This is a genomic window from Streptomyces sp. NPDC032745 (genome assembly GCF_055579465.1).
On sequence record NZ_JBVING010000017.1, the window covers coordinates 109,099 to 126,999 of the forward strand.

At 70.4% G+C, this 17,901-nt stretch carries 18 protein-coding genes; 14 read left to right on the plus strand and 4 right to left on the minus strand.

The features are described 5' to 3' along the window. Positions 1–228: 228 nt before the first annotated feature. From ACZ5WG_RS33825 to ACZ5WG_RS33850, 6 genes are all read left to right on the plus strand, one after another. Complete coding sequence (locus ACZ5WG_RS33825; RefSeq protein ID WP_468728218.1) at positions 229–594, plus strand: hypothetical protein; 366 nt, start codon at positions 229–231, stop codon at positions 592–594. A 92-nt stretch (positions 595–686) separates the two neighbouring features. Next, the gene (locus tag ACZ5WG_RS33830; protein ID WP_468728219.1) at positions 687–1,421 is read left to right on the plus strand and encodes a DUF5819 family protein; all 735 of its coding nucleotides are present in this window, start codon (positions 687–689) and stop codon (positions 1,419–1,421) included. Then, on the plus strand, positions 1,391–2,509 hold the full coding sequence (locus ACZ5WG_RS33835; protein ID WP_468728220.1) for an HTTM domain-containing protein: 1,119 nt from the start codon (positions 1,391–1,393) through the stop codon (positions 2,507–2,509). The genes ACZ5WG_RS33830 and ACZ5WG_RS33835 overlap by 31 nt, the downstream gene beginning before the upstream one ends. Then, positions 2,499–4,061 carry a serine hydrolase domain-containing protein gene (locus tag ACZ5WG_RS33840; RefSeq protein ID WP_468728221.1) on the plus strand — a complete coding sequence of 521 codons (1,563 nt, stop codon included), beginning with the start codon at positions 2,499–2,501 and terminating at the stop codon, positions 4,059–4,061. Before ACZ5WG_RS33835 ends, ACZ5WG_RS33840 begins: the two co-directional genes overlap by 11 nt. Before the next feature lie 17 nt (positions 4,062–4,078). Continuing rightward, the gene (locus ACZ5WG_RS33845) at positions 4,079–5,596 is read left to right on the plus strand and encodes a phytoene desaturase family protein (protein ID WP_468728222.1); all 1,518 of its coding nucleotides are present in this window, start codon (positions 4,079–4,081) and stop codon (positions 5,594–5,596) included. Further along, positions 5,593–5,952, plus strand: coding sequence for a zinc ribbon domain-containing protein YjdM (locus ACZ5WG_RS33850; protein WP_468728223.1), 360 nt, complete (start codon positions 5,593–5,595; stop codon positions 5,950–5,952). Before ACZ5WG_RS33845 ends, ACZ5WG_RS33850 begins: the two co-directional genes overlap by 4 nt. A gap of 97 nt (positions 5,953–6,049) precedes the next feature. Here ACZ5WG_RS33850 and ACZ5WG_RS33855 read toward each other — a convergent pair whose 3' ends face one another. The 3 genes from ACZ5WG_RS33855 to ACZ5WG_RS33865 all read right to left on the minus strand — a co-directional run bounded on the left by ACZ5WG_RS33855 (position 6,050) and on the right by ACZ5WG_RS33865 (position 10,257). Further along, complete coding sequence (locus tag ACZ5WG_RS33855) at positions 6,050–7,486, minus strand: amino acid permease (protein WP_468728225.1); 1,437 nt, start codon at positions 7,484–7,486, stop codon at positions 6,050–6,052. A gap of 216 nt (positions 7,487–7,702) precedes the next feature. Next, a complete protein-coding gene (locus ACZ5WG_RS33860; protein WP_468728226.1) occupies positions 7,703–9,247 on the minus strand; it encodes an APC family permease in 1,545 nt (514 codons plus the stop codon). Between the two features lie 62 nt (positions 9,248–9,309). Then, on the minus strand, positions 9,310–10,257 hold the full coding sequence (locus ACZ5WG_RS33865) for a hypothetical protein (RefSeq protein ID WP_468728227.1): 948 nt from the start codon (positions 10,255–10,257) through the stop codon (positions 9,310–9,312). Positions 10,258–10,452: 195 nt separating this feature from the next. Between ACZ5WG_RS33865 and ACZ5WG_RS33870 the strand changes: the two genes are divergently transcribed. Next, positions 10,453–10,884, plus strand: coding sequence for an ASCH domain-containing protein (locus tag ACZ5WG_RS33870; RefSeq protein ID WP_468728229.1), 432 nt, complete (start codon positions 10,453–10,455; stop codon positions 10,882–10,884). A gap of 14 nt (positions 10,885–10,898) precedes the next feature. Here ACZ5WG_RS33870 and ACZ5WG_RS33875 read toward each other — a convergent pair whose 3' ends face one another. Further along, positions 10,899–12,554: an FAD-binding dehydrogenase gene (locus tag ACZ5WG_RS33875; RefSeq protein ID WP_468728230.1), complete on the minus strand. Its 1,656-nt coding sequence runs from the start codon at positions 12,552–12,554 to the stop codon at positions 10,899–10,901. 85 nt (positions 12,555–12,639) lie between these two features. On the opposite strand from ACZ5WG_RS33875, the gene ACZ5WG_RS33880 reads away from it, so the two are divergent. From ACZ5WG_RS33880 to ACZ5WG_RS33910, 7 genes are all read left to right on the plus strand, one after another. Next, complete coding sequence (locus ACZ5WG_RS33880) at positions 12,640–13,161, plus strand: NUDIX hydrolase (RefSeq protein ID WP_468728365.1); 522 nt, start codon at positions 12,640–12,642, stop codon at positions 13,159–13,161. A gap of 9 nt (positions 13,162–13,170) precedes the next feature. After that, complete coding sequence (locus ACZ5WG_RS33885; protein WP_383518972.1) at positions 13,171–13,569, plus strand: YidH family protein; 399 nt, start codon at positions 13,171–13,173, stop codon at positions 13,567–13,569. After that, a complete protein-coding gene (locus ACZ5WG_RS33890) occupies positions 13,566–13,886 on the plus strand; it encodes a DUF202 domain-containing protein (RefSeq protein ID WP_468728232.1) in 321 nt (106 codons plus the stop codon). The genes ACZ5WG_RS33885 and ACZ5WG_RS33890 overlap by 4 nt, the downstream gene beginning before the upstream one ends. Before the next feature lie 83 nt (positions 13,887–13,969). Beyond that, a complete protein-coding gene (locus ACZ5WG_RS33895) occupies positions 13,970–14,266 on the plus strand; it encodes a hypothetical protein (RefSeq protein WP_468728233.1) in 297 nt (98 codons plus the stop codon). Between the two features lie 114 nt (positions 14,267–14,380). Continuing rightward, on the plus strand, positions 14,381–15,292 hold the full coding sequence (locus ACZ5WG_RS33900; RefSeq protein ID WP_468728234.1) for an MBL fold metallo-hydrolase: 912 nt from the start codon (positions 14,381–14,383) through the stop codon (positions 15,290–15,292). A 204-nt stretch (positions 15,293–15,496) separates the two neighbouring features. Further along, the gene (locus ACZ5WG_RS33905; RefSeq protein ID WP_468728236.1) at positions 15,497–16,540 is read left to right on the plus strand and encodes a phosphotransferase family protein; all 1,044 of its coding nucleotides are present in this window, start codon (positions 15,497–15,499) and stop codon (positions 16,538–16,540) included. Between the two features lie 9 nt (positions 16,541–16,549). Continuing rightward, positions 16,550–17,791, plus strand: a complete 1,242-nt coding sequence (locus ACZ5WG_RS33910) for an acyl-CoA dehydrogenase family protein (RefSeq protein ID WP_468728237.1) — start codon at positions 16,550–16,552, stop codon at positions 17,789–17,791. Positions 17,792–17,901: the final 110 nt, after the last annotated feature.

A 17,901-nucleotide genomic window follows, 5' to 3' on the forward strand; every position in this document is an offset into this window, starting at 1 on the left:
TAATGCGCAACAAATTCACGACAAGGGCTGGGCCGGGAATCGGAATCCGAGCTTCAGCTATTTCCGCAAGACCCTGCGAAATCTTCTCGCCATTTTGTGACGCCCACCACTGCTCAAGATCATCTTCTCGTGTAATGTGACACCTCGCTACTGTTCATCACCGTCCGTAACCACAGGACGGGCGGTGAACCATGGTGCATTCGCACCCGGTCAAGAGAGATGCAAAAAATGAAGACAGTGAAGCTCGTCATCGCAGGAATCGCCGTGGCCGTTTGCGCCTCGGCCGTTACCGCGACGAGCGCGTCCGCGTCGCCTTCCGCCTCCCGTTCGGGAGGCGAGACCACTGTGGCCGCTTTCCAGGAGGCCTCCACCAAGGCCGAGAACGTCATCGACCCGGAAATTGAAATGACGCCGCAGTGCGGCGCGGCGTTCGCCAGGAACATCGGGGCAGGTGTCCTGGCCAGTGCCGCCTGGGAAGGCGGCAAGAAGGTGGCCGCGGGAATGCTGAAGCCGACGGCGAAGCAGTTCCGGCGGGGCGGCGCCACCTCGGTTCCGGAGACGAACGGGTCTGACCTTTCCCGCGCCTTCGACTAACCGCAACAACACCGCACGATCAGTCCCGGGTGGCGGGCCCTTGACCAGGCCCGCCACCCGGGCGCAGCGCAGCCAGGAAAGCAGCTGGAACAGTGGAAGACTCCCAACCCGAAGAAGTACCGCTCGCCCAGTGGAGCAGAGCCAGGCGAAGGGTATTGATGGCGGCCGGTGCCGCAATATCCCTCACCCTGGCAGTCCACTTCGGCATGACGGCCATGTACCACACGCCGTTCAACCCGGTCAAAGAGAAATACCACAAGGAGATTTCCTCCTACATGTTGCCGTATTTCGGCCAGGACTGGCACCTCTTCGCACCGGATCCCGTGGACAAGGACCTGGGTGTGCTGGTCAGGGCCAAGAGGCAGCAGCCGGACGGGGCGACGGTCATCACGGAGTGGTCCGACGCCACCTCACCCGGCCTTCAGAAGCTCTACGACGAGCGGCTCTGGCCGTCGCGGGAGTCCCGCCTCGCCACCAGCGTGCCGCAGCAGCTCGACTCCTGGCACGACCCCGAGCTAGAGAAGATCCGGAAGAAGAACCAGCCGGAGAGGGCGTCCGAAAAGGACGCCACGGAAGAAAAGCTGAAGGACCTCGACCCTCCGATCACGCAGGACGAGAAGAATAACCGGGAGATGGCCCTCCGTTACACCCAGTCTTTCGCCAGCGCCTACGCGGCAAAACTGTGGGGATCCGGCATCGAATCCGTTCAGGTGCGCATCGTGTCCAACGAATTTCCCAGGTTCTCGCAGCGTTACGTTCGAGACGCCAAGGGCAAGATTTCCTACTACGACCTGCCGTGGATGAAGCCGATCAAGGTCGCGTCATGACAATGACCGAAGCAATGACGGCGAAGGAGTCGCGTGCAGGATCCACTGCCGACTCCACTTCCGGATCCGGATCCGGATCCACTTCCGGATCCGGATCAGCCTCCGCCCTGTCCGGGCCGAAGACGTTGTTCTACGCCTGGTTCGAGAAGTTCACCGGTAAGCGGTACGCCCTCGTCGGAGCCTCTCTCACCAGAATCCTCTTGGGCGCAACCGCGATCTACTTCTATCTGCGGGATTACACGAACCGGAGTTTCATCTGGGGTCCCGAAGCGATATGGCCCTGGCAGAATTTCATCGACGGGGACGGCGAGGCGTTCTCCCTGTACGCCCTCAGCAAGTCCGAAGCATGGTTCCAGCTGGTGTTCCACGCCGGTGTCATAGCCGCCCTGTTGTTCATGCTGGGGTGGAAGACCCGTGCAATGAACGTTGCCCATTACGTATTCCTGTGGTCACTTCAGCAGCGTAATCCGTTGATCCTGGACGGTGGCGACAATGCGACCGTGCTCGTTCTGGTCTTCATGCTGTTCGTCGATTCCGGGTCCCGGTTCTCGCTCGACGCCCGGGCACGCCGACGGAAGAAGTCCGCAAATACCTCGCCCGCCTCCGGATCGATGCGGTACAGGATCGGATCGTTCCTGCACCACGCGGGACTCCTGGCCGTCATCCTCCAGGTGTGCACGATCTACCTCGTCTCGGGCATGTACAAGGTCCAGGGCGAGCGCTGGCAGAACGGGACCGCGCTCTACTACATCCTCCGGGGGGCCGAGTTCGGCTGGCCCGGGGTCAATCACTTCGTCTACGAGCACGCGACCCTGGTCGTGGCGATGACGTACGGAACGGTGTTCTTCCAGCTCGGCTTCTCGTTCCTGCTCCTCAAGCGTGCGCTGCGGCCCTTCGCCGTCGCCTGCGGCGTCCTTCTGCACCTGGGCATCGCCATCCACATGGCAGGGCTCATCACGTTCTCCCTGACCATGATCGCTCTGGAACTGGTCATCATGGGCGACGATCACTACCGGCGCCTCGCAGGTGGTGCACGAGCGTTGGCGGCGAAGTTCGGTGGTCGTCGACCGGCAGCCCATGCCGACTGAGCCGGCGCGCGCGGCACGGAACGGCGGGCCGGGCGGTGCGCTGCGCACGCGCGTACGCCTGCACGGGCGCCGCGGCTTCGCCTTGTTGGGCCTGACGGTGCTGGCGGGCGGGGTGGCGGGGACGTTCTTCGCTCCCCGTCCGGCGGCTCTGGGCAGCGCGACGACCGGTGACGCCGTCCTCGCCGCGCAGGTACGCGAGGCCGCCGGCGACGGCCGGGGGTACTACGGGCTGTCGGTGGCCGTCATCAGCCGTGACGGGATCCGTCTGGCCGGAGTGGGCGACTCGGGCGACCCCGAGCGCCCTGCCGTTGACCAGTCCACCGTGTTCGAGGCAGGCTCGCTGGGAAAGCCCGTGACCGGCATGCTCCTGTCGGAGCTCGCCGCCCGGCACGCCCTGCGGCTGGACGCTCCCCTGGACAGTCTCTTGCCCGATGTGCCCTTCAGCGATCCGACGCTGGGGGCGGCCACGCTCACGGACCTGGCGACCCACCGGGCGGGAGTCGACCTGATGCCGTCGAACCTCAACGTGCTTCTGCGCGCTGCGGAGCTGCGGACCCTGGGCTGGGATCCGTACCGGGGCACCACCCCGGACGACGTCGTCACGTCCGGCCGCGAGGCCTCCTCGAGCGGAACCGGGAGGTTCCGGTACTCGAATCTCGGCATGGCGCTCGCGGGCCAGACGGCCGCGCGCGTCACGGGCAAGCCCTACGAGGAACTGTTGCAGGAACACCTCCTCGTGCCGCTGGGGATGCTCCACACCCGGAGCGTGCGCTCCGAGAGCGAGATTCCGCCGAGCAGTGCCGTCGGCCACAAGGCCAACGGTGTCGGCATGCAGCACTGGCTGGCGTCGGGCTACACACCCGCCGGAGACCTCTGGTCGACCAGCGGAGACCTTGCGGCTCTCATGCGGGCCGTGATGCTCGGCACGGCACCGGGAGCCGGAGCGGCCACGCCCCAGTTCGATGCCGGCGCTGCGGGACGCATCGGGCTGGGCTGGTACACCACACGCCTGCAGGGCCGCGACATCACCTGGCACGACGGCGAAACGGGCGGGTTCACCTCCTACATGGGCTTCGACCGGTCCAGCGGCACAGGCGTGGTCGTCCTCTCCAATACGGATCAACCGGTCGACGGCATCGGGCAACGTCTGCTGGGGCTCACGCCGGAGAGGTCGTACCCCACGCATGAGGCCTCGCGCACCCTGCTCACGGTGCTGTGCTGTGTCGGAGCCGTGTGTCCGGTTCTCCATGTGGCCTGCCGTGGATTCCCCAGAAGGACGTACTGCGTCCGTTCCGTCCTGAGCATCGGCTTCGGCATCGCCCTCCTCGGCCTGACGCGGCGCATCGGAGACTGGCTCTTCGTGCCGCCATGGCTGTGGGCCGTGGGCGTCGTCCTCCTCGCACTGGGTTGCTGGTGGGGAATCCTGCGATACCCCCCGGCGGACGGTGACCGCAAGGATCAGCCGCCCGTCAGGGCGGCTCTGCTGGGACTGCGGTACGCGGCAGGCCTTCTGTCCTTGTTCCTGCTCGTCATCGCAGCCGAGCTGTCATGAAAACCACGAGACGATCCATGAACCACACAGACGCGGCAGTGGTGGGTACGGGCCCCAACGGCCTGGCCGCCGCCGTGACCCTGGCCCGCGCCGGACTGCGCGTCGAGCTCTACGAGGCGGCCCGGGACTTCGGCGGCGGCCTGCGCAGCACAGCACTCTTCGACGGCGGTGTGGTCCACGATGTCTGTGCGGCCGTCCATCCGATGGCCGCGGCTTCCCGCTTCTTCCGCGAATTCGACCTGTCAGCGCGCGGTGTGGACCTGCTGCAGCCCGAGATCGGCTACGCCCATCCGCTGGACCGCTCGCCCGCCGCGCTCGCCTTCCACGACCTGGACACCACCTGCGAGCACCTCGGCCCTGACGGGGCCCGGTGGCGGGCGACGATGGAGCCGCTGCTCCGCCGTAGCACCGGTGTCGTCGACCTGATCCTCTCCGGACAGCGCGGCATCCCCCGCGACCTCCTCGCTCCCTTCGTGCTGGCCCCCAGGGTGCTCGCCCACGGCAGCCTGTTCGCGCCCGCCCTGTTCCGTACGGAGCGGGCCCGGTCGCTGCTGACCGGTGTCGCCGCGCATGCCGTGGGGAGGCTGCCCAGCCTCGCCTCCGGCGCAGTCGCCCTGTTGCTGGGACATCTCGCGCACGGCACGGGCTGGCCGATTCCACGGGGTGGCAGCGCCCGGATCGCCCAGGCGATGGCTCGCGACATCACGGCTCATGGCGGCACGATCCACACCGGGCGGCGCATCACGGACCTGAGGGAGCTCGGACACGCAAGAACGGTGCTGCTCGACACCAGCCCGAAGACCTTCCTGCAGATCGCGGGCGACGAGCTGCCCGACCGCTACGCGCGCCGCCTCGCGCGCTTTCGCTACGGACCCGGCGCCGCGAAAGTCGACTTTCTCGTCTCCGACCCGATCCCCTGGAGCGACCCGGACGTCGGCAGGGCGGGGACGGTCCACCTCGGCGGCACGCAGCGCGAGATGTTCCACCAGGAGAACCTCACCGCGAAGGGCATTCCCACGGACGAGCCCTTCGTGCTGGTGGTCGATCCCATGACGGTCGATCCTGGGCGCGGTCTGCCCGGCAAGCGCCCGGTGTGGGCCTACGCGCACGTGCCCAACGGCGACACGCGCGACCCGGTCGACATCGTGCGCGCCCGCATCGAGCACTACGCTCCCGGATTCACCGACACGGTGCTCGCCCAGCGGGGCATCAGCGCCGCCGCGTACGAGGCGTACAACCCGAACTACGTGGGTGGCGACATCGGATCGGGCGCCATGACACTCACTCAGAGCATCCTGCGCCCGGTACCCCAGATCGACCCGTACCGCACGCCCCTGCCGGGCGTGTACCTGTGTTCCGCCTCCACACCGCCCGGACCGAGCGTCCACGGCATGTCCGGCTACCTCGCCGCCCTCTCCGTGCTGCGCCGCGAGTACGGGATCCGCACCCCACCGTCCCTCGCGCCCGACGGGCATCTGCCGGCAGACCGCCGGGCGGTAGGCGGCCGCGGGCCCGGGGATACCCTGGGGGTGTGATCGACAATCTTCCCCCTTGCCCGAAATGCTCCTGTTCGTACACCTATGAGATGAACGCGCTCGTGGTCTGCCCCGAGTGCGGCCACGAGTGGGTCCCCGCCGAGGAGGCGGCCCCTGACGCGGAAGCCGCCGGCGAGCGGGTCGTCCGTGACTCCGTCGGCAACGTCCTGCAGGACGGCGACACCGTCACCGTCGTCAAGGCCCTCAAGGTGAAGGGGAGCGCCTCCGGCATCAAGGCCGGTACCAAGGTGCGCAACATCCGCCTCGTGGACGGCGTCGACGGCCATGACATCGACTGCCGCATCGAGGGCTTCGGCGCCATGCAGCTGAAGTCCAGCGTGGTGAAGAAGGCCTGATCCGGGCCATCGGCGGGGCCGTGGACCCCACGGCACCCGCAAGAACGGCGAAGGACCCCCTGCCGGGCCGGCAGGGGGTCCTTCGCCGTTCAGGGCGTCAGCGGTTCGCGGCGATCTCCGCCACGCGGCGGCGGACCAGGAACCAGCCGCCGACGAGGGCCGCCCCGATGACGGGGACGCACAGGACCGTGGTGCGGCCGACGCCGCCGTCGCACCACATCAGGACCAGGACGGTGAGCAGGAACACCAGCGTGACGATCTGCGTGTACGGGGCCCAGGGCAGGCGGTAGGACGGGCGCTCGAGGCTGCCCTCCTGCGCGCGGCGCCAGAAGAACAGCGAGCAGATCATGACCATGGCCCAGGTGCCGAGGATGCCCAGCGAGGCGAAGTTCAGGACCAGCTCGAAGGCGTCCTTCGGCATCAGGTAGTTCAGGCCGACGCCGGCGAGGCCGAAGGCGGCGGTGAAGAGCACGCCGCCGTAGGGGACCTTGCCCTTGTTCATGCGGGCGGTGAACTTCGGCGCGGAGCCGGACATGGCCATCGAGCGCAGGATGCGGCCGGTGGAGTAGAGGCCGGAGTTCAGGCTGGAGAGCGCTGCGGTCAGGACGACCAGGTTCATGATGCCGGCGGTGCCGGGGATGCCGAGCTTGTCGAAGACGGTGACGAAGGGGCTCTGGTCGCCGGAGTACGCGGTGTACGGCAGGAGCATCGCGAGCAGGACGACGGAGCCGACGTAGAAGAGGCCGACGCGCCACATGATCGAGTTGATCGCCTTCGGCATGATCTTCTCGGGGTTCTCGGTCTCGCCCGCGGCGACGCCGCACAGCTCGACGGAGGCGTACGCGAAGACGACGCCCTGGACCACCAGGAGCATCGGCAGGACCCCGGAGGGGAAGATGCCGCCGTGGTCGGTGATGGTGGACAGGCCCGGGGTGTAGCCGCCGATGTCGTGGCTGGTGGCGACGAGGTAGATCGCGACGACCAGGAAGATCGCCAGGGCGGCGACCTTGACGAGGGAGAACCAGAACTCCATCTCGCCGAAGTACTTCACCGAGATCAGGTTCGCGGTGAGGACCACGGCGAGGGCGATCAGGGCGAGGACCCACTGCGGGACGCTGGTGAACATGGACCAGAAGTGCGCGTAGGTCGCGGCGGCCGTGATGTCGGCCACGGTGGTCGTGGACCAGTTCAGGAAGTACAGCCAGCCGGCCGTGTAGGCGCCCTTCTCCCCCATGAACTCGCGCGCGTAGGAGACGAACGCGCCGGAGGAGGGCCGGTAGAGGACGAGCTCGCCCAGGGCCCGGACGACGAAGAAGGCGAAGATGCCGCACACCGCGTAGGCGATCGCGAGGGAGGGGCCCGCGTTGGCGAGCCGGCCGCCGGCGCCGAGGAACAGGCCGGTGCCTATCGCCCCGCCGATCGCGATCATGTTGATGTGGCGGGACTTGAGGTCCTTGCTGTAGCCCTCGTCACCGGCGTCGACGTGGCGGGAGGACGCCGGGGCCGGGGCCTCGGTCAAGGTGCGGTCACTCATGTAGGACTTCGCCTTCGTGGGTGGGACAGGCAGGTCCGGGCCGCCGCGCAGGGGAGCCGGGTGGTGTCACCTGTGCGAGGTCGGATGGTTTTGTCGACACAGGAGACCATGAGCCCGGGCCATGGCCAAAACCCGCCCTCGACGCGCGGAAGCCCCCGACGACCATGGAAACGGGTGCCGGGGGCTTCGTACGAGGTCGAAAGCGAGGCGGTGGGGTCAGTCGCGGGGGCCGGCCTCCGCGGCCTGGTCGAGGCGGAAGGCCTCGTTCCCGAGGCCGATGCGGGCGTGTACCTCGGGGCGGCTGCGCCGCAGGACCACTCCGTACAGCAGTCCGCCCACGACGGCGGCGCCGATGATCCCGGGCAGGAGCCAGCTGAGCGCGGAGCCCTCCTCGGCGCCGACCAGGACGCCGAAGTCCTTCACCGTGTACCCGGCGATGCCGAGCAGGGCGACTCCGGCGGCGCCGGCCGCGACGAGCCGCCAGACCTGGGCGCCGGCGGTGCCGCGGCGGACGAAGAAGGCGATGACGGCGAAGGAGGCGGCGGCCATGAGAAGGGTCACGCCGAGGGCGCCGACGCTGCCCATCCAGGTGAACAGGTGCAGGACGGGCGCGGTGGGGTCGCCGGCGGGCTGGTCGTCGGTGAAGGCGAAGGCGAGGACGACGAGGGTGGCGATGACGGTCTGCAGGAGGGAGCCGGTGGCGGGGGCGCCGGTGCCCGCGCTGGTCCGGCCGAAGGCGGCCGGGAGCAGGCCCTCGCGGCCCATGGCGAAGGCGTAGCGGGCGACGACGTTGTGGAAGCTGAGCATGGCCGCGAACATGCCGGTCACGAAGAGGACGTGCAGGACGTCGGTGAAGGTGGTGCCGAGGCGGCCCTCGGTGAGCTGGAAGAGCAGGCCGGGGCCGGCTTCGGCGGAGGTCTTGACGACCTCGGAGGGGCCGGTGGCGACGGTGAGGGCCCAGGCGCTGAACGCGAAGAAGAGGGCGACGAAGCCGACGGCGAGGAACATCACGCGGGAGACGACGATGTGGGGCTTGCTGGTCTCCTCGGCGTAGACCGGGGACTGCTCGAAGCCGACGAAGGCGGCGATGCAGAAGCAGAGGGCCGTGCCGAGTCCGGCGCCGCCGAGGGTCTCGGGGTTGAAGGCGTGCAGCGAGAGGCCTTCGGGGCCGGGGTCGCCGAGGGCGGCGATGTCGAAGACGACGACGAGGGCGCACTCGATGAGGAGGAGGACGCCGAGGACGCGCGCGTTGAGGTCGATCTTGAGCCAGCCGAGCGCGCCGGTGACGGCGACGGCGGCCAGGGCCGGTATCCACCAGGCGACATCGATGTGGAGGTAGGTGGCGAAGAGGCCGGAGATCTCGAAGCCGAGGATGCCGTAGACGCCGACCTGCATGGCGCTGTACGCGACGAGGGCGACGAGCGAGGCGCCGGCGCCCGCGGTGGGGCCGAGGCCGCGGGCGATGTACGCGTAGAAGGCGCCGGCGTTGTGGACGTGCCGGCTCATCTCGGCGTAGCCGATGCTGAAGAGCGCGAGGACGATGCCGAGGATCACGAACAGCAGCGGCTGGCCGACGACGCCCATGACACCGAAGGTGGTGGGCATCACGCCGGCGACCACCATCAGGGGTGCACTGGCAGCCAGTACGGAGAGCAGCAGGCCGGCGGTGCCGAGGCGGTCGGCGCGCAGGGCGCGGTCCTGGCCCTTGTAGGTACGGATCTCGGGCGCGGTGCTGAGCGTGGTGGATCTGCCCGTCGCCATGGCGGGGTGTCCTTTCGGGGGAGGGTCGAGCGGAGCGGGGTGCTGTGGAGCGGGGGTGTGCGTCAGGCCGTGCCGAGCGCGGCGCTGCGGGCGGCGAGGAAGGCCTTGTGCGGGTCGAGGTCCGGATAGGACCAGGGGGCGGGCGTGGCGTGGCTGCCGATGCGGTGGAAGAGGGCGGCGGCCTCGGCCGGGCGGCCCTCGCAGAGCTTGGCGTGGGCCAGGAAGTTGAGGTCGACCCGGTTGCGGGGGTGGTCCTCGCGTTCCCATTCGAGCCACCAGTCGAAGGCGGAGCGCAGCACCTGGCGGGCGCGGCGGCTCGACCAGTGGGCGGCGGCGCCGTCGGGGGTGCGGCCCTCGGTGGCGGCGAGCACGCGGTAGCGCTCGGCGTGGGCGATGACCGGGAGGACGGCGAGCGGGGAGTCGGCCGGGGACTCCTCGGCGGCCCAGGCGGCGAAGTCGTAGACCTCGTGGAGCGGGTCGTGGCCTGCGCCGGGGGTGTGCTCGGCCAGCCTGGCGACCATCAGGTGGTGGGCGTGGTGGTGCTCGCGGTGGCGGGCCCGGACCTGGTCGAAGTGGCGGCTGAACTCCTCCTCGGTGCCGAAGGCGCGGGAGAGCATGAGCAGCCCCAGCCAGGGGGTGGGGTCGGCGGGGAGCAGGGCGGCGGCCCGGCGGCAGGCCTGCTCGGCGGCCTCGGGCGTGCCCTTGCGGCGCAGGGCGGAGAAGACGGCGGCGCAGGCGAGCAGGGTGGCGGCGTCGGGACTGTCGGGTTCGGCGAGCAGCCATTCGCGGGCCCAGGCGGTGGCCGCCGGGGTCTCGGCGAGCACGACGACGCGGTGGCCGCGGCGGTCCCAGTCGTCGCCGGTGCCGACGAGGAGGGAGCGGGCCTTGGCCCAGCGGCCCTGGGTGAACTGGGTTCGCACGTCGACCAGTTCGGTGTCGCAGAGGGCCGGGTCGAAGAGCTGGGCGTCCCGCTTGCGGGCGCGGCCGAGGGGCGGCGGAGGCGGGGACATCCGCGGGATTCCCTTCCAGGGCACGGGCGCGGGCGGACGATTGGCTGGATGATCACGCACAGCAAAGCGGTAGGCACAGCTCCGCGTCAAGGTCCAGTCCACTGCGTGGCGCGTTTCAACTGGTATGTACATGACGCCAGTTGGGGTGGAACAACCCGTTGGCGGCCGTCGCGGGCCCGCCCGTAGGGTGGGCTCATGACGACGTACGACGATCTCCCGCCGGCCCTGTTCGCCTTCCCCGGGCCGCTGCGCGACAGCCTGGTGGCGGCGGTGCTGAGCGGTGCGAAGACCACGACGACCGGGTTGCTGACCGAATACGAGGTCACGGGCGACCCCTTGCCGGTCGTGGGCGGGCGGATGGCGGTCATGGACTCCGCGGAGCGTCCGGTGGCCGTCCTGGAGGTGACGGACGTACGCGTTCTACCGCTCGCGGAGGTGGACCTCCGGCATGCCCTGGACGAGGGCGAGGGGTACACGTCCGTGGCCGAATGGCGCGTTTCCCACGAGCGGTTCTGGCACGGGCCGGAGATCCGCGAGGTGCTGGGCGACCCGGAGTTCACGGTGGCCGACGACACGCTGGTCGTCACGGAACGCTTCCGGGTCGTCGAACACCTGCAACTGCCCTGACCGGGCCGGCCGCCTCAGCCCACCGCCCGTCCCGCGGCGCGGCCCGCCGCGCGGCCCGAGAAGATGCAGCCGCCGAGGAAGGTGCCCTCCAGGGCGCGGTAGCCGTGGACCCCGCCGCCGCCGAAGCCGGCCGCCTCGCCGGCCGCGTACAGGCCGGGCAGCGGATCGCCGGATGCGGTGAGGACCCGGGAGGACAGGTCGGTCTCCAGGCCGCCCAGGGACTTGCGGGTCAGGATGGAGAGCCGTACGGCGATCAGCGGGCCCGCCTTGGGGTCCAGGATCCGGTGCGGGGCGGCGGTGCGGATCAGCTTGTCGCCGAGGTACTTGCGGGCGCCGTGGATGGCCGTCACCTGGAGGTCCTTGGTGAACGGGTTGGCGATCTCCCGGTCCCGGGCCACGATCTCCCGGCGGACCGTCTCCTCGTCGAGCAGGTCCTCCTTGGTGACCGCGTTCATGCCGCGCACCAGCGAGGCGAGGTCGCGTTCGACGACGAAGTCCGCGCCGTTGTCCATGAAGGCCTGCACCGGTCCCGGTACGGCCTGCCGTGCCCGGTCGATGACGTCGCGGATGGACTTGCCCGTCAGGTCCGGGTTCTGCTCGGAGCCCGAGAGGCCGAACTCCTTGCCGATGATGCGCTGGTTGAGCACGAACCAGGTGTGGTCGTGGCCTGTCTTCATGATGTGGTCGAGGGTGCCGAGGGTGTCGAACCCGGGGAAGAGCGGTACGGGCAGGCGCTTGCCGGTGGCGTCCAGCCAGAGCGAGGACGGTCCGGGCAGGATGCGGATGCCGTGCTTGGCCCAGATCGGGTTCCAGTTCTCGATGCCTTCGGTGTAGTGCCACATGCGGTCCTTGTTGATGTGGCTGGCGCCGGCCTCCTCCGCGATGCCCAGCATCAGGCCGTCCACGTGCGCCGGACCCCCGGAGAGCATCCGCTGCGGCGGGGTGCCGAGCCGGGCCGGCCACTGTTCGCGTACGAGGTCGTGGTTGCCGCCGATACCGCCGCTGGTCACGATCACCGCCTGGGCCCGGAGGGAGAAGGCCCCGGTGCTCTCGCGGCCGCTCGCGGTGCCCCGTACGGCGGCGGAGGGCTCCAGGATCTCGCCCGTGACGGTGTCGAGGGCCCCGGCCGTCCGGGCGAGCCCGGTGACCCGGTGGCGGAACCGCAACCGGACCAGGCCGCGGGCCACCCCGGCGCGGACCCGCCGCTCGAAGGGTTCGACCAGGCCGGGCCCGGTGCCCCAGGTGATGTGGAAGCGGGGGACGGAGTTGCCGTGGCCGTTCGCGTCGTAGCCGCCGCGTTCGGCCCAGCCGACCACCGGGAAGAAGCGGACGCCCTGGGCGTGCAGCCAGGGCCGCTTCTCCCCGGCCGCGAAGTCGACGTAGGCCTCGGCCCAGCGGCGCGGCCAGGCGTCCTCCTCGCGGTCGAAGCCGGCGGTGCCCTGCCAGTCCTGCAGGGCGAGCTCGCGGCTGTCCTTGATCCGCATCCGCCGCTGCTCGGGCGAGTCGACGAAGAACAGCCCGCCGAAGGACCAGTGCGCCTGGCCGCCGATCGACTGCTCGGGCTCCTGGTCGAGCAGGATGACCTTGCGGCCCGCGTCGACGAGCTCGGCGGTGGCCGCCAGGCCCGCGAGTCCGGCCCCGATCACGATCACGTCTGCGTCGTACGTCATTGCGAACCCGTCCTCCGGTCGGTGGTGGGGCAGATCCTTGGCTACGGAGCGGTAACCAGTCAACAGCGGTGGTTGGATGAGCCGTGTGAGTGCCGCTGATGAAGTACTGGACGTGGTGGACCGGGAAGACCGGGTGACGGGGCAGGCGCCGCGGGGCGAGGTGTACGCGGGCGGGCTGCTCCACCGCTGTGTGTTCGTGCAGGCCAGGGATGCACGGGGGCGGATCTTCGTGCACCGGCGGACGGCCTCGAAGCTGGTCTTCCCCTCGGCCCACGACATGTTCGTGGGCGGGGTGCTGGGCGCCGGCGAGAGCTATGCGCAGGCCGCCCTGCGGGAGGCCGAGGAGGAACTGGGCGTGCAGGGGCTGGCGCAGCCCGTGCCGCTGTTCAAGTTCCTGTACGAGGGGCCGGGCGGGTCCTGGTGGTCGTACGTGCACGAGGTGCGCTGCGATCTGCCGGTGCGGCCGCAGGAGTCGGAGGTCGCCTGGCACGCGTGGCTCTCCGAGGAGGAGCTGGCGCAGCGGGTCGCGGACGGCGAGTGGGAGTGGGTGCCGGACGGGTTGGAGGCGTACCGGCGGCTGCGCGCGCACCGGGGGTCCGGCCAGTAGATTGACCAGGTGATCGACTTCGTCAAGGACGTGCGCCTCTGGTTCGCGCCGCAGCGGGTGAGGGACGAGGGCGAGACCCCCGACTACCGCTTCTCGCTGGCCAACGAGCGGACCTTCCTGGCCTGGATCCGGACCGCCCTCGCCCTGGTGGGCGGCGGCTTCGCGGTGGACCAGTTCCTGCCCGACCTGCGCTGGGGGGTGCGGGTCGGGATGTCCCTCGCGCTGCTCGCGGTGGGTGCGGCCTGTGCGCTGCGGGCGGTGAACCACTGGGTGCGGTGCGAGCGGGCGATGCGGCGTGGCGAGGACCTGCCGCTGTCCCGGTTCCCGGTGGTGCTGAGCCTGGGGGTGGGGCTGGTCGCGGTGTCGATGGTGCTGGTGGTGCTGCTGGGCTGGACGAGCGGGCAGTGACGTCCTCCAGTACGGCGGGGCGCGACGCGGGCCTGCAGCCCGAGCGGACCCGGCTCGCGTGGCGGCGTACGACGCTGGCGTGCTCGGTGACGGCGGTGCTGGCGCTGCGGCAGGCGCTGCGCGGGTCGGGTTCGCCGGTGGAGGTGGTCGGGGCGGCGGTGATCGTACTGATCTGGCTGGCGTTCCTGGGGGTCGCGCACGTGCGGATGCGGCAGCTGGCGGCGGTCCGGCCGCCGGGGCTCGCGCCGGGGTCGGCGCTGGCTGCGGTGGCGTGCACGGTGGCGCTGTCGGTCTTTGCGGTGGCGGTCATCTTCTGAGCAGCTCGTCGGATGATCCGGCTTGTTCGCGCCACTTGGGACACAGCAGGCGATAAGGGGCGTTCCGCATTAGCCTCGGCGCCATGACGACCATGCACCAGGAACACCCCACCCACGAGCACACCCACGGCCCCGGCTGCGGCCACACCGAGGTGTCCCACGGCGACCACGTCGACTACGCGCACGACGGCCATCTGCACCGCGAGCACTCCGGGCACTGGGACGAGTGCGAGCCCGCGGGACACACCGCCCACGAGGCCCACGAACACGCCCACGGACCGGCCTGCGGGCATGAGGCCGTGCGGCACGGCGACCACGTGGACTACATGCACGACGGGCACCGGCACGCCGAGCACGACGGCCACTACGACGACCACTGACGGACCGCTGGACGGCTGCCGGAAACAGCCGCACCGACCCGCCCCCGCTCTCCCCCGGCGCCGCCGCGACTGGCAGGATGCTGACCGCTTGTCAGAGCGACCCGGGGAGAGCAGATGACCGCCGAAGAGCCGTACCTCGTCCAGCCCGCGAGCGGGGTGTACGCCTACGTCCAGCCGGACGGCGGCTGGTGCCTCAACAACGCCGGCTTCGTGAGCGACGGCGGCCGGACCCTGCTCGTCGACACCGCGGCCACCGAGCGGCGGGCACGGGCCCTGCGCGAGGCGGTCGTGGCGGCCGGGGTGCCGTTGCCGCGCACGGTGGTCAACACCCACCACCACGGCGACCACACGTACGGCAACGGCGTCTTCGCCCCCGAGGCCCTGATCCTCGGGCACGACAACGCGCGCACCGAGCAGCTCGCCGCCGGGCACCAGCTGGAGATGATCTGGCCGACGACCGACTTCGGCGCGATCGAGATCATCCCGCCCGACCTCACGTACAGCGACCGGGCGACCCTCCACCTCGGCGGGACGGAGGTCCAGGTCATCCACCCGGGCGTCGCGCACACCACCGGGGACTCGATCGTGTGGCTTCCCGGGCAGCGGACCGTCTTCACCGGCGACCTGGTCTTCGCCGAGGGCACGCCGTTCCTGGCGATGGGCTCGCTGGCCGGGTCGCTGCGGGCGCTGGAGCTGCTGCGCTCGCTGGGCGCGGAGACGGTCGTACCGGGTCACGGGCCGCTGACGGACCCGTCGGCCTACGAGGCCACCGAGCGCTACCTGCAGTACGTGGCCGGACTCGCCCGGGAGGGCAGGGCGAAGGGGCTGACCCCGCTGGAGGTGGCGCGCGAGGCCGATCTCGGCGAGTTCGGGGCGTGGCGGGAGAGCGAGCGGCTGGTGGCGAACCTGCACCGGGCGTACGCGGAGCTGGCCGGCGAGCCGGAAGGGGCGCCGCTGAACATACTGGCGGTGCTCCAGGACATGACGGTGATGAACGGCGGGAAGCCGATCCTCTGCCACGCGTGACACGCGTGGCGTTGCCGTTCTGACCCGCTGCTCCGATCCGCTGCTCCGAGCTGCTGTTCCGAGCTGCTGTTCCGAGCTGCGGACGGGCGGAGGGTCCCCTCCGGCCCGTACTCGTGGGCCCTGCACACTGGACGACATACCGACTGGTCGGCATGATGTCTCTCGTTCGCCCGTCCTCGTCCACTCCGCACGGAGGTGCGCACCATGACCTCAGCGTCAGCGTCCGCTTCAGCCGGCCCCCGGGGCCTCGATCTGGAGCGGCTGCGCGGTCATCTCGACCGGGCGCGGCCGGGGCTCGTGACCGGGGCGCTGCGCGGCCGGCTGATCGAAGGCGGCCGCTCGAACCTCACGTACGAGATCACCGACGGGACCGCCCGCTGGGTGGTGCGCCGCCCGCCGCTCGGCCACGTCCTGGCCACGGCGCACGACATGCGGCGCGAGCACCGGGTGATCCGGGCGCTGCACGGTACGGCCGTGCCGGTGCCCGAGCCGCTGCTGCTGTGCGAGGACGAGTCGGTCCTCGGGGCGCCGTTCTACGTCATGGAGTACGTGGACGGGGTGCCGTACCGGACGGCCGGACAGCTGGCCGCTATCGGCCCCGAGCGCACCCGGCGGGCGGTCCTGGGCCTGGTCGACACGCTGGTCGACCTGCACGCGCAGGACCCGGAGGCGGTGGGCCTGGGCGACTTCGGCCGGCCCGAGGGGTTCCTCGACCGGCAGCTGCGCCGCTGGGGCAAGCAGCTCGCGGCCTCCCGGGGGCGCGAGCTCGCGGGCATCGACGAACTGCACGGCGCGCTCGGCCGCGCCCTGCCCGACTCCCCCGCCCCGACCGTCGTACACGGCGACTTCCGGCTGGACAACGTACTGATCGGTGGTCCGGACGACACGATCCGGGCGGTGCTGGACTGGGAGATGTCCACGCTCGGCGACCCGCTGACCGACCTCGGGCTGCTGGTGATGTACAGCTCGGACCTGGGGCTGACCGACTCCCCGGTCAGCACGACGAGCGGCGCGCCCGGCCATCCGGCGCCGGCCGAGCTGATCGAGCGGTACGCCGCCCGGTCCGGCCGGGACACCGGCGCGATCGCCTGGTACACGGCCTTCGCCTGGTTCAAGCTCGCCGTGATCCTCGAGGGCATCCACTACCGCTACACGCTCGGGCAGACGGTGGGCGCGGGCTTCGACCGGATCGGCGAGCTGGTCCCGGTCTTCATCGAGCACGGTCTGACGACCCTCCAGGAAGGTTGAGCCACACCCATGGACTTCGCATTCGACACCCGGACCGAGGAACTCCGCGAGCGGCTGCTCGCGTTCATGGAGGAGTACGTCTACCCGGCGGAACCCGTCGCCGCCGAGCAGCGCGCGCGGCTGGCCTCGCCCTGGGACACCCCGGCCGTGTTCGGTGAACTGAAGGCCGAGGCGCGCCGTCAGGGCCTGTGGAACCTGTTCTTCGTAGACCAGCACAGCCTGCCGGACGCGGAGTACGGCGCCGGGCTGACCAACCTCCAGTACGCGCCGCTCGCCGAGATCACCGGCCGCAGCCCGCACCTGGCCCCGATGGCGACCAATTGCGCGGCTCCGGACACCGGGAACATGGAGCTGCTGGCGCAGTTCGGCAACGAGGAGCAGAAGAAGCAGTGGCTGCACCCCCTGCTGGCCGGGGAGATCCGCTCCGCCTTCGCGATGACCGAGCCGGACGTGGCCTCCTCGGACGCGACGAACATCGAGACCCGGATCGTGCGCGACGGTGACGCGTACGTGGTCACCGGCCGCAAGTGGTTCATCTCCGGGGCCATGAACCCGGACTGCAAGATCTTCATCGTGATGGGCAAGACCGACCCGGAGGGCGCCGACCCGCGCCGCCAGCAGTCGATGATCCTGGTCCCGCGCGACACCCCGGGCGTCGAGGTGCGCCGGGCGATGACCGTCTACGGGTACGAGGACCACGACCACGGCGGCCACGCCGAGGTGGTCTTCGACGGGGCCCGGGTCCCGGCCGCGAACCTGATCGGCGAGGAGGGCACCGGCTTCGCGATCGCCCAGGCCCGGCTCGGCCCGGGCCGGATCCACCACTGCATGCGGCTCATCGGCATGGCGGAGCGGGCCATCGAGCTGATGTGCCGGCGCGCGGTGGGCCGTACGGCCTTCGGCAAGGAGCTGGCCGCGCAGGGCGTCGTACAGAACTGGATCGCGGACGCCCGGGTCACGGTGGAGCAGCTGCGCCTGCTGGTCCTGAAGACGGCCTGGCTGATGGACACGGTCGGCAACCGGGGTGCGCACACCGAGATCCAGGCCATCAAGATCGCGACCCCGCGGGCGGTGGTGCGGATCCTGGACGACGCGGTGCAGCTGCACGGCGCGGGCGGGGTGAGCCAGGACTTCCCGCTGGCCGAACTGTGGGCGGCGGCACGGACGTTGCGGCTCGCGGACGGGCCGGACGAGGTGCACCAGCGCTCGCTGGCGCACCGGGAGCTGAAGAAGTACGCGGGCCGCTCGTGAACGTGTAGGAATCGTGCAGGAGTTCGCGCGAACTCATGTGCGACGTGAAGGCGGTGCGGGGGGCCTTTTAAGAAACCTTGTTGAACAACCCCGAACCGCCGGTACGTTCT

Excerpts from the sequence above, each read along its gene's own strand:
- ACZ5WG_RS33900 (WP_468728234.1), top strand. The coding sequence starts at position 14,381 with ATGACCGCCGAAGAGCCGTACCTCGTCCAGCCCGCGAGCGGGGTGTAC.
- ACZ5WG_RS33840 (WP_468728221.1), top strand. The coding sequence starts at position 2,499 with ATGCCGACTGAGCCGGCGCGCGCGGCACGGAACGGCGGGCCGGGCGGT.
- ACZ5WG_RS33910 (WP_468728237.1), top strand. The coding sequence starts at position 16,550 with ATGGACTTCGCATTCGACACCCGGACCGAGGAACTCCGCGAGCGGCTG.
- ACZ5WG_RS33895 (WP_468728233.1), top strand. The coding sequence starts at position 13,970 with ATGACGACCATGCACCAGGAACACCCCACCCACGAGCACACCCACGGC.
- ACZ5WG_RS33860 (WP_468728226.1), bottom strand. The coding sequence starts at position 9,247 with ATGGCGACGGGCAGATCCACCACGCTCAGCACCGCGCCCGAGATCCGT.
- ACZ5WG_RS33845 (WP_468728222.1), top strand. The coding sequence starts at position 4,079 with ATGAACCACACAGACGCGGCAGTGGTGGGTACGGGCCCCAACGGCCTG.
- ACZ5WG_RS33870 (WP_468728229.1), top strand. The coding sequence starts at position 10,453 with ATGACGACGTACGACGATCTCCCGCCGGCCCTGTTCGCCTTCCCCGGG.
- ACZ5WG_RS33875 (WP_468728230.1), bottom strand. The coding sequence starts at position 12,554 with ATGACGTACGACGCAGACGTGATCGTGATCGGGGCCGGACTCGCGGGC.
- ACZ5WG_RS33905 (WP_468728236.1), top strand. The coding sequence starts at position 15,497 with ATGACCTCAGCGTCAGCGTCCGCTTCAGCCGGCCCCCGGGGCCTCGAT.
- ACZ5WG_RS33855 (WP_468728225.1), bottom strand. The coding sequence starts at position 7,486 with ATGAGTGACCGCACCTTGACCGAGGCCCCGGCCCCGGCGTCCTCCCGC.
- ACZ5WG_RS33825 (WP_468728218.1), top strand. The coding sequence starts at position 229 with ATGAAGACAGTGAAGCTCGTCATCGCAGGAATCGCCGTGGCCGTTTGC.
- ACZ5WG_RS33865 (WP_468728227.1), bottom strand. The coding sequence starts at position 10,257 with ATGTCCCCGCCTCCGCCGCCCCTCGGCCGCGCCCGCAAGCGGGACGCC.